We start from the raw sequence: 14444 nt of genomic DNA on the forward strand, positions 1-14444 counted from the left end.
TGCCCGCACCACAAATAAGGGTTTTGCAACAACGATTCTCATTAGGCGATTTGGTTCTTTACATATACTTAAACATCACTTTTGCGCATAACTGCAAACTGGTATCTTGCCCCGGCTCCGTGGGGAGTGCGCGGCCGTGCGCGCAGAATTGCAGAGGCTCTTTCGGACTCCGGCAAGCACAAAAACGCAGCTGTATCCGAGCGACCCAAGCCTGAGAACAGGACCTATATGTACGTATACGACGAATACGATCAGCGGATCATCGAGGACCGCGTCAAGCAGTTCCGTGATCAGACCCGACGCTATCTGGCAGGCGAGCTGAGCGAAGAAGAGTTCCGCCCCCTGCGCCTGCAAAATGGGCTTTACATCCAGCGATTCGCGCCGATGTTGCGAGTGGCGGTGCCTTACGGCCAACTGACTTCGCGTCAGATCCGCATGATGGCCAAGATTGCCCGCGACTATGACAAGGGCTATGCCCACATCAGTACCCGGCAGAACGTTCAGTTCAACTGGCCGGCCGTGGAAGACATTCCAGACATTCTGGCTGAACTGGCGACCGTGCAGATGCACGCGATCCAGACCAGCGGCAACTGCCTGCGCAACGTCACCACCGACCAGTTCGCCGGTGTTGCCGCCGATGAATTGATCGATCCGCGTCCATGGTGCGAGATCGTCCGTCAGTGGACCACGTTCCACCCGGAATTTGCCTACCTGCCGCGTAAATTCAAGATCGCTGTCAACGGTTCGACGTCCGACCGTGCCGCCATCGAAGTCCATGACATCGGCCTTGAGCCGGTACACAACGCCGCTGGCGAGCTGGGTTTCCGTGTGCTGGTCGGCGGTGGCCTGGGCCGTACGCCGGTGGTGGGCGCGTTCATCAATGAGTTCCTGCCGTGGCAAGACCTGTTGAGCTACCTCGACGCCATCCTGCGGGTCTACAACCGTTATGGCCGTCGCGACAACAAGTACAAGGCGCGGATCAAGATTCTGGTGAAGGCACTGACACCTGAAGTCTTCGCACAGAAAGTCGATGCGGAAATGGAACACCTTCGCGGTGGCCAGACCACGCTGACCGAAGCCGAAGTACATCGTGTTGCCAAACACTTCGTCGACCCGGACTACAAGGCCCTGGACAACCAGGCCGCCGAACTGGCCGAACTCGACCAGCAACACCCTGGTTTCGCACGCTGGCGCACCCGCAACACCCTGGCGCACAAGAAGCCGGGTTATGTCGCCGTGACCCTGTCACTGAAGCCAACCGGTGTTGCACCGGGCGACATCACCGACAAGCAGCTCGACGCTGTGGCCGACCTGGCCGACCGTTACAGCTTCGGTCAGCTGCGTACCTCGCACGAACAAAACATCATTCTGGCCGACGTGGAACAGTCCCGACTGTTCGCGATGTGGGGCGAGTTGCGCGAGCAAGGTTTCGCCACGCCGAACATAGGCTTGCTGACCGACATCATCTGCTGCCCGGGCGGCGACTTCTGCTCGCTGGCCAACGCCAAGTCGATTCCGATTGCCGAATCGATCCAGCGCCGCTTCGACGACCTGGACTACCTGTTCGACATCGGTGAACTGGACCTGAACATCTCCGGTTGCATGAACGCCTGTGGTCACCACCACGTCGGCCACATCGGCATCCTCGGGGTGGACAAGAAAGGCGAAGAGTTCTACCAGGTGTCCCTTGGTGGCAGTGCCAGCCGTGACGCCAGCCTGGGTAAAATCCTTGGCCCGTCCTTTGCCCAGGAAGCCATGCCTGACGTGATCGAAAAACTGATCGACGTGTACATCGAACAACGTACCGAAGACGAGCGTTTCATCGACACCTATCAGCGTATTGGCATCGACCTCTTCAAGGAGCGCGTCTATGCAGCGAATCATTAAGAACAACGAGGTCGTCGACGAAACCTGGCACCTGCTGCCCAAGGATTTCAACATCGACGAGATCAGCAACTGCGACGACCTCATCGTCCCCCTGCAGCTGTGGCGCGAACACAGCCGCATGCTCAAGGCCCGCGATGGCGGCCTGGGCGTCTGGCTGGATGCCGATGAAGAAGCCGAAGAAATTGGTGAAGACGTGGAGCAGTTCAAGGTCATCGCCTTGAACTTCCCGGCGTTCACCGACGGCCGCAACTACTCCAACGCCCGCCTGCTGCGTGACCGTTACGGTTTCAAAGGCGAACTGCGGGCGATTGGTGATGTACTGCGCGACCAGTTGTTCTACCTGCATCGCTGCGGTTTTGATGCGTTTGCAATTCGTCCCGACAAAGACCCGTACGAAGCCCTTGAAGGTCTCAAGGACTTCTCGGTGACCTATCAGGCCGCCACCGACGAACCGCTGCCGCTGTTCCGTCGCCGCTGATGGTCAAACCTTGAACCCCTTTCAGGGGTTCAAGGCTCCTTCCTGTAATGAGTCAAAGACTGGCCCGCGCCTCCAGCGCGTTGAAAGCTGCCATCGGATGATCGAACCGCCCGCTGCTGCGACTTAGTCGACTCCACATTTCGTCCGAAGTACCCGCCTCCTCCAACAATCGCCAGACCCTTGTCTGTAGCGACAAGTAACTGATTTGAAAGTCGGCCGTCAGACTCAATCTGTCCATGACGGCTAAAAACCGAGTGCCAGAAGGCTTGCCCGCCAGTTGCTGCCAAAGCGCAAGCCGGGACTGTTGCAACGCTGCGTCACAGTCTCGTAGCCATACTGTCGGCGATCCATAGTCGGCACCGGGCGCGCCCAGCCATAAATTGATTCCTGTTGCCTCTCGATGACTGATCAGCCGGCGAAGCGTGTCTTCGTCGGTCAGCGGATTCCCCCATAGCAGCACGCGATCGTCTGCAACCGCCTGGTTTATGACCGCGGGAGGAACTCGGGTGATCTGGTTATCACGTAAATCCAGGGACGTCAGATAAGGCTCATCCTTGATACCGATCGGGCATCGGCTGATGTAGGTATTTCTCAGGTTGAGCTGACGTAGATCGTTCAAGCCCAACACCAAAGGGGGCACACCCAGCGGGTTGTCGCTCAAGTCCAGCGATTGCAGGCGAGTCAGGTTACGCAGCCGGGACGCGGCGCTTTCACTGAAAACCAACTGTGTAGCACTCAGGTTCAGCGAGCGAAGGTGTTTCAATTGTTCGATGGCGGGCGGCAGCGAGTGACCTGTATCTCCCGCCACGAAGTAGTGACGCAAGTCCACGTTTTCCAGATTCAATATCTCAAGGTTTGGAAAGCCCTCGAGAAACCCGTTCAAGCTGTCTTCCTCGGTCAGATGGAAGCCCTTCATCAACAACTCGGTCACGTCGTCGAACCGCACATTCAACGCAGGCAATCGGTGATAATTTTCAAAGTTCATATCCAGCGTGGTATTTGGGGAGCCACCACGCTTTTGCCATACGGCGACCAGTTCTCCAGAGAGTTCCGTCCTCAGGGTTCGCTCGTCCTCCATTTCGTCCATCAGCAGCTGGACGTTGTAGGTCGAGATTTGTGCAGGGCTAAAGCCCTGCGCCGCCTCATCGCCAGCAACCAGAAAAGGAAGGTCCATGTCATCGACATCCTGGGGAACCTGATCTATCCAACCGCTCAAATCCGTGTTGAGTTGCTGTAATTGCTGGTTTAACCCATCGATGTAGGCTTGCGCAGCATTACCCGCTCGTTGCAGGGCTTCATCGGCCTGCGCAACAGTGAAGTCGGGATAAATATCCATGAGTTGCAACCTCATCATCTCGTGGGTCAGGGCGGTGCCTTGGGAGGTCGACGGATAACCTCCACCCCTCAGCCCCCGAGCCTCGAACGACAGCCCGCTGTCCATGCGTTGCAACCCGAGCAGGGTTTGCGACCGAGGCAGCGCCACTGCACCGATCTTGAGTCGTAGCTCATTGGCGGGGTCATCGGATATCAGGTGCAGGGACGAGCGTTCGTCGTCTGACAGGGCTCCGAGGATCGCCTCGTAGAGGTCAGATTGCCTGCCTTGCTGTTGATAGCGATCTCCATCCCTGATGATGCTTCGACAGTGAGCGTCATCGAGCGAACCACTGCGATCCAGCACCTGGCCGGCAGGCGAACGGTCAAGAATGTCTATTCGAAGATCTCTGGGCCATCCCGGCAGATGCTGGAGCGAATGCAGTGCCAGCGTGTCTGTCTCGGGATTGTGGAACGAGCGAAGGTAAAAGCCTTCGTAGGCACGATTGAGCCGGACATGTTGTTGATACTGCCGGGTCTTGCTGTCCAGACGCTTGATCACCTGCCTGACCTCGACAGCATCTGGCGCCTTGCGGACATCTACGCCGTAGCGGTCGAGCATTTGCTCAATGGCGCTTTTTGGCAGCCCTGGATACTCCCGCTGAAACAGCCGGACCCACTCATGCTCCGATTGCTGCAGCGAGGCATAACGACTGCTGAATAACCCGGTTTTCCCGGCCCCAACCAATTCCTGATCGAGTTTGAAGCGACTGATCGTGTCGGCCAGCAATGGCGTCGGGGGCCGACCGGTGTGTATCAAGCGCAGCAGGTCGTCATCGACCGCACTGACCTTGCCGATCTGCGTCAGGACTTCATCGCTGAATGACGCCACCGAGGGGCCGATGCCGCGGATCAGTTCCAGCCGCGACAGACCGGAAGGCGCTGCCACACTTTCCTGCGTCGAGGTGACGACGATGTGTTCACCTCGTGAAAGCGTCTCGGACGCTGCGCCTTCAACTCGGACATCCCGCCCCGCGCCTGCCAGTGGCAGCGCATTGAGCAAGCCAAATACCGTGCGGGTGATGCCCTCTTCGCGCTGGCTCGACGTGTCACCGTTCACGGCTTGATCCAGCCCATAACCGGCGTCTATGAGCCCGGCCAGCGCCAACAACCCCTCTCCCCCCGGCACAAACAGGGCCAAAGGCCCGAACCGGTTTATCCATTGCACCACCGGTTCGACAACCGCGCTCAAATTGTCGCGGTTGACTTGCGCGTCGTCCCGGATGGTTTTGACGCTTTCCCGGGCGGCCTGCTTCATGGTCAAAACCAGCTGTGCAAACGGATCGGTCGCGGGTGGCTGATCGTCGAAACCGATGTACTCGGCGGGATCCCAATAACCATCATTGTTGAAGAACCCGGCATTGCTGGTCAGCCAGTGCTTTCGGGGGTAAATCCCCATGCCGTCCAGCGCCGTCAGTACGCCGGCGTGGAACGTGCCGTCCTGTCGGTCATCGTCGGCAAAATGGGCAGCCAGTGCCTGCTTCGTGGCACCGGCATGGCTCTGTTTCACCACCCATTGGTGCAACTGCGAAACGTCGGCGAAGTCATGCAAGGGTGAAGAGTTGCCCGGGATGTACATCAACACCCGGGGGCTGGCGGCGACACGAAAGGTCCAGATGTCGATTGCGGTGTAGCGATAGAGTGTTAATCGGCTGGCCGTGACCCGAGGTGGAATTCGGGTCGGCGCTCGAAGCGCTTCGATTGTCAGCGTTTCCCACGCCTGATCCACCGGCAAACCTGCGGCCTGAAAAGCGAGCGCCAGGCCTTTTTCACTCAGGCGTTGTTCATGCCGCTGCAGCCAGGCGCACATGAGAAATGCGGCTTTGACCGATGTCCTCAACGCATAGGGTTTCGGCGCAAAGAGCGTCTCGTCGGACGGCCAGGCCTTATCGAGATAGGCCTTGTACAAACCCGGCAAATCCAGCTCCCAAACCCACTGTTTGAAGTCGGCGGGTTTTAAGCGGATTTGCGTTGCCGGCCCATAGGTTTGCGCCTTTGTTTGGCGATAAATGCCTTCATAAGTCTGGTGATTGCCGCTGCCGTGGTCAGCGAATTCATCGACATTCTGCACGATCCGGACAGACGGCCCGATGTCCGGTGGTGTGTATAGGCCGAACGCGGTTTCCGCGAAACGTCCGTCACCCACGGTCTGATAATTGGACAGCAGCGCCTGTAACAGCGTCTGCGAATGTGCCACTTGCCCCTGTTGAATGCCGTCCTGGGCAGGATGCCCCTTGTAGTTGTAATCGAGCGTAACCAGCAAGGCTGTCTGCGGATCAATGTCCGCTCCCCACTTTTCCTTGATCAAGTGTGCGCCAAATTGATCAGGGGTTTGCGGCAGTGCGATGTTCACGGCGGCGGCGAGTTCGCCACGCATTCGTAACATTGGCGACGGGCTCGGGCCAGCATCGTTTTGGTCAGGGTGGTCGGTCATGTGCAATCCGTTGCAATCATTTGGAACACCACCCTACCCAGCCTTCAATCAATCGGATGCAGGAGCAAGTCGACAGCCGGCTTAGGAGATTTCGTCACCTCAGGAAGGAATTTGCACGGATCTGAAGCCAAAAAAAAACCGGGACTTGAGCCCCGGTTTTATTTGTTTAAAACGATGATGGGATGTCGATTACCAAAAGCGTTGCTGAGTCAAACGGCTCCACCAGGTCAGCAAAACACGATCGACCGAACCGCTGGCGGCCATGCCGATGCGCTCTTGCAAACTTTTGCGCTCGGAATAGTGCAGATGAAAGAGCTCCGCATTTTTTGCCCGCTCGGCAAGGTATTCATCGCTGGTTTTGAGTTCGTCGACCAGTTGTTTGTCGAGGGCCGCGACACCGAGCCAGATTTCACCGGTGGCCACTTCATCAATGGCCAGTTGCGGGCGATAGCGCGCGACGAAGTTCTTGAACAACTGATGGGTAATGTCCAGGTCTTCCTGGAATTTTTCGCGGCCCTTCTCGGTGTTTTCGCCAAACACAGTCAGGGTGCGTTTGTATTCACCGGCGGTCAGCACTTCGAAGTCGATGTCGTGCTTTTTGAGCAGGCGATTGACGTTGGGCAGTTGGGCCACCACGCCAATGGAGCCGAGAATCGCGAATGGCGCACTAATGATCTTCTCGCCGATGCAGGCCATCATGTAGCCGCCGCTGGCCGCGACTTTGTCGATGCAGATGGTCAATGGCACGCCAGCATTGCGGATGCGCGCCAGTTGCGAGGACGCCAGGCCGTAGCTGTGAACCATGCCGCCACCGCTTTCCAGGCGCAGCACCACTTCATCCTTGGGCGTGGCAAGGGTCAGCAGCGCGGTAATTTCGTGGCGCAGATTCTCGGTGGCCGACGCTTTGATATCACCGTCGAAATCCAGCACGAACACGCGCTGTTTGGTCTCGGGGGTTTTCTTTTGCTTTTTCTCGGATTTGGACTGGGACTTGCGAAGGGCCTTGAGCTGGTCCTTGTCGAGCAAGGTTTGCTCCAGGCGTTCGCGCAACCCTTTATAGAAATCATTGAGCTTGCTGACTTGCAAATGACCGGCCGACTTGCGCCGCCCCTTGCTGCGCAACGCCGCAAAACTGGCCAGGACCACCAGAATGGCGATCACCAGTGTCACGGTCTTGGCCAGAAAACTGGCGTACTCAGACAAAAACTCCACAGTGACTCCTTCATTACTAAGCGCGGCTTGAACACGCGCGGGATACCTCCAGCATACCCATGCGCCAGCCCGGCGACCAGCCGTGCAACCTCTGGTAACAGGCCCGTAACGGCCATTTCAAACAAGCGTATGTTTTTTCATTGACAGCTCCGCGCCATCCTCATAACCTCGCCAAACCTTCAACGTACCGGGACGACGCGGACGTGGGCAGTATCTATTTGATTCGACATGGCCAGGCCTCCTTTGGTGCAGACGACTATGACGTCCTGTCGCCGACCGGTATTCGCCAGGCGGAAATCCTCGGCCAACACCTGGCCGAGCTGGGTATCAGCTTCGATCGCTGCCTCTCGGGCGACCTGCGCCGTCAGCAGCACACTGCCAATAGCGCGCTGGAACAGTACGCCGCATTGGGCCTGCCGGTGCCGACCCTGGAAATCGATTCCGCCTTCAACGAGTTCGACGCCGACGCGGTCATTCGCGCGCTGCTGCCGGCCATGTTGGAAGACGAACCCGAGGCTCTGGACGTCCTGCGCAATGCCGCGCAAAACCGCGCCGAATTCCAGCGCATCTTTGCCCTGATCATCGAACGCTGGCTCACCGGCACCTATGACACACCGGGCCTGGAAAGCTGGCTGGGCTTCGTTGAACGCGTACAGGCTGGCTTGCAGCGAATCCTGGAAAGCGCCGACAGCACCCAGAAAATCGCCGTGTTTACCTCCGGTGGCACCATCACCGCCCTGCTCCACCTCATTACACAAATGCCGGCCAGACAGGCATTTGAGCTGAACTGGCAAATCGTCAACACCTCGCTCAACCACTTGAAGTTCCGTGGTCGCGAGGTGGCTTTGGCTTCCTTCAACAGTCATGCGCACCTGCAGTTGTTGAAGGCCCCGGAACTCATCACGTTTCGCTGAGTCCGGATTATTGTGACCCTGGCTGTAATCACCCAGCTCTAATTACCCAAGAAAGGATCGAACCATGACCTCCGTAGCTGATGCCGTACAAGCAATGAAAGCCAAGTTCAACCCAGCCGCTGCTGCCGGTCTGGACCTGGTTTTCGGTTTCCGCATCGACGACACCAAGAACTTCTCGTTGATCGTCAAAAACAGCACCTGCGAGCTGCAAGAAGGCGAAAACCCTGACGCCCAGGTCACTCTGGTCATGGACGGCGAAACCCTGGAAGGCATCGTTGACGGTTCGACCGACGGCATGCAAGCGTTCATGGGCGGCAAATTGCGCGCTGAAGGCGACATGATGCTGGCGATGAAACTGTCCGAGCTGTTCCCGAGCTAAGACTGCGCTCCCGACCTTCGGGAGCCCGTCTCGCTACCAACGAATCCCGTCCCTTGTGGCGGGATTCGTCGTTTTCCGCCCCGAGAAAACGGCTACCTGCACATTCACCGTCTATATTCCTTGTGGCCGCATGCGTCAGGCAGCGGCTGATTGCCCCTCGACCCAATTGCGCGGAGCACGGCCATGACCCCGCCTGACGGCTCTGACGGTTTTAACCGCCGACGTGTACTGCAAGGCCTTTCGGCAGGCGCTGTCGGTGCCTGGATCAGCCCGTTATTCGCAGGGAGTAAAACCATGCCCGACGCCCCGGCCGACCTCATTCTGTACAACGGACGCCTGCACACCGTCGATCGCAAAAAACCCCAGGCCAGCGCCGTCGCAATCAAGGACGGGCGCTTCGTGGTGGTCGGCAGCGATGCACAGGCCATGGCCCTGCAAGGCCCCGGTACGCACATCGTCGACCTGCATGGTCGCACGGTGATTCCCGGTCTCAATGACTCGCACCTGCACTTGATCCGTGGCGGCCTCAATTACAACCTCGAACTGCGCTGGGAAGGCGTGCCGTCACTGGTCGATGCCTTGCGCATGCTCAAGGACCAGGCCGATCGCACCCCCACGCCGCAATGGGTGCGGGTGGTCGGGGGCTGGAATGAATTTCAGTTTGCCGAGAAACGCCTGCCGACGATTGATGAACTGAACAAAGCGGCGCCGGACACACCTGTGTTCGTCCTGCACCTCTACGATCGCGCCCTGCTCAACCGCGCCGCGCTGAAAGTGGTCGGTTACACCCGCGACACTCCGAACCCGCCTGGCGGTGAAATTGTTCGTGATGCCAACGGTTATCCCACTGGCATGCTGATCGCCCGGCCCAATGCGATGATTCTCTACTCCACCCTGGCCAAGGGGCCCAAGCTGCCGCTGGAGTATCAGGTCAACTCGACCCGCCAGTTCATGCGCGAACTCAATCGCCTCGGCGTCACCAGCGCCATCGACGCGGGCGGCGGTTATCAAAATTATCCGGACGACTATCACGTCATTCAGCAACTGGCCAAAGACCAGCAGCTCACGGTGCGCATCGCTTACAACCTGTTCACCCAGAAACCCAAGGAAGAACTGACCGACTTCAAAAACTGGACCAGCACTTCTCACTACGGCCAGGGTGACGATTTCCTGCGGCACAATGGTGCCGGGGAGATGCTGGTGTTTTCGGCGGCGGACTTTGAAGACTTCCTCGAACCGCGCCCGGATCTACCGCAAACCATGGAGCAGGAACTGGAACCGGTGGTCCGGCATCTGGTGGAACAGCGTTGGCCGTTCCGCCTGCACGCGACGTACAACGAATCCATCAGCCGCATGCTCGACGTATTCGAGAAGGTCAATCGTGATATTCCTTTCAATGGTTTGCCATGGTTTTTCGATCATGCGGAAACCATCACCCCGCAGAACATCGAACGGGTAAAAGCCTTGGGCGGCGGCATTGCGATCCAGGACCGCATGGCCTTCCAGGGTGAATACTTCGTCGACCGTTACGGCGCCAAGGCCGCTGAACATACGCCACCGATTGCACGCATGCTGGCTGAAGGCATCCCGGTCGGCGCGGGTACCGACGCCACGCGCGTATCGAGCTACAACCCGTGGACCTCACTGTATTGGCTGGTCAGCGGCCGCACCGTCGGCGGATTGGAGCTGTATCCCCAAGGCTTGAGCCGCGATACGGCACTTGAGCTCTTTACCCACGGCAGCGCCTGGTTTTCCTCGGAACAAGGCAAGAAGGGGCAAATCAAAGTCGGGCAATTGGCCGACCTGATTGCGTTGTCGGCGGACTACTTCCACATCGAAGATGAAGCGATCAAATGGATCGAGTCGGTGCTGACCATTGTCGACGGCAAGATTGTGTATGGCGTCCAGGAGTTCGAAAAGCTCGGGCCACCGCCGATCCCGGTGGTGCCTGAATGGTCACCCGTCACCAAGGTGCCGGGGCACTGGAAACCCGTGGCACCGCTGGCGGCGCAAGTGCATCAATGTGTTGGCGCTTGTGCAGTGCATGCCCATAGCCATGAACGTGCCCGACTGTCGAGTGCGCCGGTCAGCGACTTTCAGGGATTCTGGGGAGCGTTTGGCTGTTCGTGTTTTGCGTTTTAAGCGCAGACTCGCCACCGGTGAGGTGTAAACCTACAATGGCCGCACCTTCCCCGTCGGCCGCCCCATGGACATTGATCTCGCCCGCACCTTTCTGGAAATCGTCCGCCACGGCAGCCTCGCCGCGGCGGCCGAGAAGCTTCATGTCACCCAGACCGCGATCACCGCACGCGTGCAGAAACTTGAAAGCCAGCTCGGTAGCACGCTGTTTGTGCGCAACCGCGCCGGCGCGCGCCTGACGCCCAATGGCGAGGCCTTTGTGGTGTACGCCAATCAACTGGTCGAAACCTGGGAAGCGGCGCGCCGGGACTTGCCCTTGCCTGAAGGCTACCGCGATGTGCTGCACATCGGTGGCGAGGTCAGTCTGTGCAACCCATTGATGCTCAGTTGGGCCGGCGAGCTGCGCGAGAAGATTCCCAGCCACGCCCTGCGCATGGAAATCCGCGACGGCGAAAACCTTCTACGTCAGCTGGAACTGGGCGTGCTCGATGCGGCGCTGGTCTATCAGCCAGAGTACTGGCCGCGCCTGCAAGTCGAGCAGGTACTGGAAGAAAAACTGGTGCTGGTGCGCTTGGCGGGCAAGCCCGATCCCTACGTGTACATCGACTGGGGCCCGGATTTCCGTCGCCAGCACGATGCGGCCCTGCCGGAAAAAGCCAAAGCCGCCCTGAGCTTCAACCTCGGCCCGCTCGGTTTGCAGTACATCCTGGAAAACGGTGGCAGCGGCTACTTCCGCACGCGCGTGGTCCAGAGCTATCTGGAAAGCGGTGTACTGGAAATCGTGCCCAAGTCCCCGGAGTTCAGCTACCCGACCTACCTGGTGTATTCGCGCGATCGTGACTCGGCAACCCTGCAACAGGCATTCGATTTGCTGCGCGAAGTGATCCAGTCCGATGAAGACTGGTCGCAGCGCTGGAATCCGCTGACCTGAACACACCGGATCATGGCGTTTGTGTCCTGTAGGTTGCTCCAGCCTCTGCGGGCAGATCAGCTAATCTGCTGGTTATAACAATAACCAGAGGTGACCGCAGTGAGGCAGACCACCCAGGCATTCCGAAGCCGCTATCGCGCCGACATTCATCCGCTGTACAACCCCTGGCTGCACGGCGTCTTTGTGCTGGTGTTCGGATTGCTGGCCATCGGCGGATTCTGGAGCACCGTGCATCAGGTCAAGCCACTGGAATGGCTGGCGGTGCCGATTACGCTGTTGTTTTTCAACCTCGGTGTGTATGGGGTGCACCGACATCTGGGCCATCACAAAAAGCGCTTTGCGCGGATGTTCTACGCCCGCCATGCCGGCGACCACCACAGCTTTTTCGCCCCCGGCCACATGACCTATGACAGTGCCCGGGACTGGCGGGTGATCCTGTTTCCAGCCTGGCTGATCGTGGTGCACACCGTCGTCATCACCCTGCCCCTTTGGTGGCTGCTGGCGCAGTTCGACAGCAACGTCGCCGGTCTGGTCGGCGGTTGTCTGGTCCTGGGTTACCTGACCTATGAAGTGTTTCACGCCTGCGAGCACTTGCCGCCCGGCAACCCGATCACGCGTCTGCCGTGGATTCGCCAGATGCGCCGCCTGCATGAACTGCATCACCGCCGCGAGCTGATGCAGGAGCGCAATTTCAACATCGTGTTTCCGCTGATGGATTACCTGTTCGGCACCCTCTACTGGGAACCGGATCAGCCCTCCCTGCCCTTTTCGAGAACGCCCATGACCCGCATGCAGCACCAGATCGCTATCGCTGGAAATCCGATGGACGTGCTCGCCTATGCCAGCACCGTTACCCGTTGGCCGGAGTGGCATCCGTCTTCCCTCAAGGTTGACGGTCCGGCCGGCCCGCTGCACGCTGGATCGCGGTTTGAGGAAGACATCCGGGCCGGGGGTCGCGACGGGCATTTGAGTTGGGAGGTCAACGAATACCTGCCGGGACGCCGCTGGAGTGCCTGGGCGCAGGGCGATCACGGCTTGTCGCTGACGGTGACTTACGAATGCGCAGCGGACGGTGACGACACGCAATTTATCCGCACGCTGGATTATCAATTCGCCGGCCTCGGAATGCGCATTGCCAATCACTTGCTGCTCAAACGGCGCATCGAACGTGAATCCGCCGAATCGATGCTGGCCTTGCGAGAGATGGCGCAAAAACAGCTGACCGCCGCCGGAGCCCACGCGTGAGCAGAATCAAGTTTCGACATGGACTGTTGCTGTTACTCATTGCCCTTGGCGCCTTCCTGTTGCTGTGGCCAACCAAGGTAAAACCGGTCGCTTGGAACCCGCCACCGGCCCCTTCCCTTACCAGCGGCGTCTACGCCGACAATCAGCGCCTCAAAGGCGTGGAGCGTGTCGGTCCGGCCGACATTGCAGGGCCGGAAGCCCTGTTGCTCGAGGGCGATACGCTGATCACCGGCTTGCATGACGGTAAGTTGATTCGTACGAGCATCGACGGCAAAGACACCAATGTGCTGGCCGATACCGGTGGCAGACCCTTGGGCCTGGCGCGCCACCCCAATGGTTTGCTGGTGATCGCGGACGCCGTTAAAGGGCTGCTGTCCCTGGACGCTCAAGGCCGGTTGATTCCGCTGTCCACTACGGCGGGCGGCGTGCCTTTTGGTTTTACCGATGACGTGACCATCGACAAGTCCGGGCATTACGCCTATTTCAGCGACGCTTCCAGCCGCTGGGGTTACGGCAAGGATGGCGAGGCGATCATCGAGCACGGAGGTGACGGCCGTTTGCTGCGGTATGACTTTCAGACCGGGAAAACCGACGTGCTGCTGGACAAGCTCGAATTTGCCAACGGTGTGACACTGGGGCCGGACGACGCTTTTGTACTGGTCAACGAAACTGGCGCCTACCGTATCAGCCGCTTTTGGCTGACCGGGCCGAAAGCCGGCACGCATGACCTGTTTATCGACAACCTGCCAGGGCTGCCGGACAACCTCGCGTTCAACGGCCAGAACCGCTTCTGGGTAGCGCTCTATGCACCGCGCAATGCGCTGCTCGATCGCACGGCGCCTCACCCTCACGTGCGCAAAATGATTGTCCGGGCGATGACGCTGCTGCCTAAACCGGTGGAAAAGCGCGCCTTTGCCCTGGGGCTGGATCTGGACGGCAAGGTGATTGCCAACCTGCAGGATGCCAGCAGCGGTAACTATTCACCGATCACGACGGTGCGTGAGTATGGGGACTGGCTGTACTTCGGCTCGCTGAAGGCCACAAACATGGTGCGACTGCCGCTCACCACTGCCCTCCAGAAATAACAAAAATCAATATGTGGGAGCCGGGCTTGGCCGCGATGGCGGCCAGCCTGATACATCAATGTCGCCAGTGCCGTCGCCATCGCGGGCAAGCCCGGCTCACACAGGGTTTTGTGTGGGTTATTCGGAATCTGGGGCGTCAGCGGTTTCGTCGTGCTTGCGCGCAGTGTCGTCATCCTCTTCATTCGGATGGGTCGTGATGCGGTTCGGGCTCAACGGCTGGGGATGCGTCGGAATCGGGTCATAGCCGCCCTGCTCTTCGCTGGGGTATTTGGCTTTGCCGGGGATAGGGGGACGGGTCATAAGGCACCTCTCAGGGAGTCGATAACGATGACTACTGACTTTCGAGGTGCCGGTTTTTACGTCGTTCCA

The 14444-nt window shown here is 59.0% G+C and carries 11 protein-coding genes; 8 read left to right on the plus strand and 3 right to left on the minus strand.

The annotated features are described in order from the left end of the window. The first annotated feature begins 228 nt into the window (after positions 1-228). Complete coding sequence (locus tag BMS17_RS01390; protein ID WP_046027461.1) at positions 229-1887, plus strand: nitrite/sulfite reductase; 1659 nt, start codon at positions 229-231, stop codon at positions 1885-1887. After that, the gene (locus tag BMS17_RS01395; RefSeq protein ID WP_046027462.1) at positions 1871-2365 is read left to right on the plus strand and encodes a DUF934 domain-containing protein; all 495 of its coding nucleotides are present in this window, start codon (positions 1871-1873) and stop codon (positions 2363-2365) included. Before BMS17_RS01390 ends, BMS17_RS01395 begins: the two co-directional genes overlap by 17 nt. Before the next feature lie 52 nt (positions 2366-2417). Here the strand turns inward: BMS17_RS01395 and BMS17_RS01400 are convergent, their stop codons facing one another. Both BMS17_RS01400 and sohB read right to left on the minus strand, forming a co-directional pair. Further along, the gene (locus BMS17_RS01400; protein ID WP_077430255.1) at positions 2418-6170 is read right to left on the minus strand and encodes a dermonecrotic toxin domain-containing protein; all 3753 of its coding nucleotides are present in this window, start codon (positions 6168-6170) and stop codon (positions 2418-2420) included. Between the two features lie 189 nt (positions 6171-6359). Beyond that, a complete protein-coding gene (sohB, locus tag BMS17_RS01405) occupies positions 6360-7382 on the minus strand; it encodes a protease SohB (RefSeq protein WP_046027464.1) in 1023 nt (340 codons plus the stop codon). 203 nt (positions 7383-7585) lie between these two features. Between sohB and BMS17_RS01410 the strand changes: the two genes are divergently transcribed. The 6 genes from BMS17_RS01410 to BMS17_RS01435 all read left to right on the plus strand — a co-directional run bounded on the left by BMS17_RS01410 (position 7586) and on the right by BMS17_RS01435 (position 14075). Further along, positions 7586-8296 carry a histidine phosphatase family protein gene (locus BMS17_RS01410; RefSeq protein WP_077430256.1) on the plus strand — a complete coding sequence of 237 codons (711 nt, stop codon included), beginning with the start codon at positions 7586-7588 and terminating at the stop codon, positions 8294-8296. A 64-nt stretch (positions 8297-8360) separates the two neighbouring features. Continuing rightward, positions 8361-8675, plus strand: coding sequence for an SCP2 sterol-binding domain-containing protein (locus BMS17_RS01415; RefSeq protein WP_007976511.1), 315 nt, complete (start codon positions 8361-8363; stop codon positions 8673-8675). Between the two features lie 294 nt (positions 8676-8969). Next, on the plus strand, positions 8970-10817 hold the full coding sequence (locus BMS17_RS01420) for an amidohydrolase (RefSeq protein WP_077432158.1): 1848 nt from the start codon (positions 8970-8972) through the stop codon (positions 10815-10817). 64 nt (positions 10818-10881) lie between these two features. After that, positions 10882-11745 (plus strand): LysR family transcriptional regulator, encoded by an 864-nt coding sequence (locus BMS17_RS01425; protein ID WP_046027466.1) that lies wholly within the window; start codon positions 10882-10884, stop codon positions 11743-11745. Between the two features lie 99 nt (positions 11746-11844). Further along, entirely contained in the window at positions 11845-12990 is a 1146-nt protein-coding gene (locus BMS17_RS01430) for an SRPBCC family protein (RefSeq protein WP_077430257.1), read from the plus strand. Continuing rightward, on the plus strand, positions 12987-14075 hold the full coding sequence (locus BMS17_RS01435) for an SMP-30/gluconolactonase/LRE family protein (protein ID WP_046027468.1): 1089 nt from the start codon (positions 12987-12989) through the stop codon (positions 14073-14075). The genes BMS17_RS01430 and BMS17_RS01435 overlap by 4 nt, the downstream gene beginning before the upstream one ends. A 117-nt stretch (positions 14076-14192) precedes the next feature. Here the strand turns inward: BMS17_RS01435 and BMS17_RS01440 are convergent, their stop codons facing one another. After that, positions 14193-14375 (minus strand): hypothetical protein, encoded by a 183-nt coding sequence (locus BMS17_RS01440; protein ID WP_046027469.1) that lies wholly within the window; start codon positions 14373-14375, stop codon positions 14193-14195. Between the last annotated feature and the right edge of the window lie 69 nt (positions 14376-14444).

The sequence above is a fragment of the Pseudomonas sp. C9 genome (genome assembly GCF_002000165.1).
Classification (GTDB): Bacteria; Pseudomonadota; Gammaproteobacteria; order Pseudomonadales; family Pseudomonadaceae; genus Aquipseudomonas.

Bases quoted from the DNA above. Each gene is read 5' to 3' on its own strand.
- BMS17_RS01440 (WP_046027469.1), bottom strand. From the start codon at position 14,375: ATGACCCGTCCCCCTATCCCCGGCAAAGCCAAATACCCCAGCGAAGAG.
- BMS17_RS01420 (WP_077432158.1), top strand. From the start codon at position 8,970: ATGCCCGACGCCCCGGCCGACCTCATTCTGTACAACGGACGCCTGCAC.
- BMS17_RS01390 (WP_046027461.1), top strand. From the start codon at position 229: ATGTACGTATACGACGAATACGATCAGCGGATCATCGAGGACCGCGTC.
- BMS17_RS01395 (WP_046027462.1), top strand. From the start codon at position 1,871: ATGCAGCGAATCATTAAGAACAACGAGGTCGTCGACGAAACCTGGCAC.
- BMS17_RS01400 (WP_077430255.1), bottom strand. From the start codon at position 6,170: ATGACCGACCACCCTGACCAAAACGATGCTGGCCCGAGCCCGTCGCCA.
- BMS17_RS01425 (WP_046027466.1), top strand. From the start codon at position 10,882: ATGGACATTGATCTCGCCCGCACCTTTCTGGAAATCGTCCGCCACGGC.
- BMS17_RS01415 (WP_007976511.1), top strand. From the start codon at position 8,361: ATGACCTCCGTAGCTGATGCCGTACAAGCAATGAAAGCCAAGTTCAAC.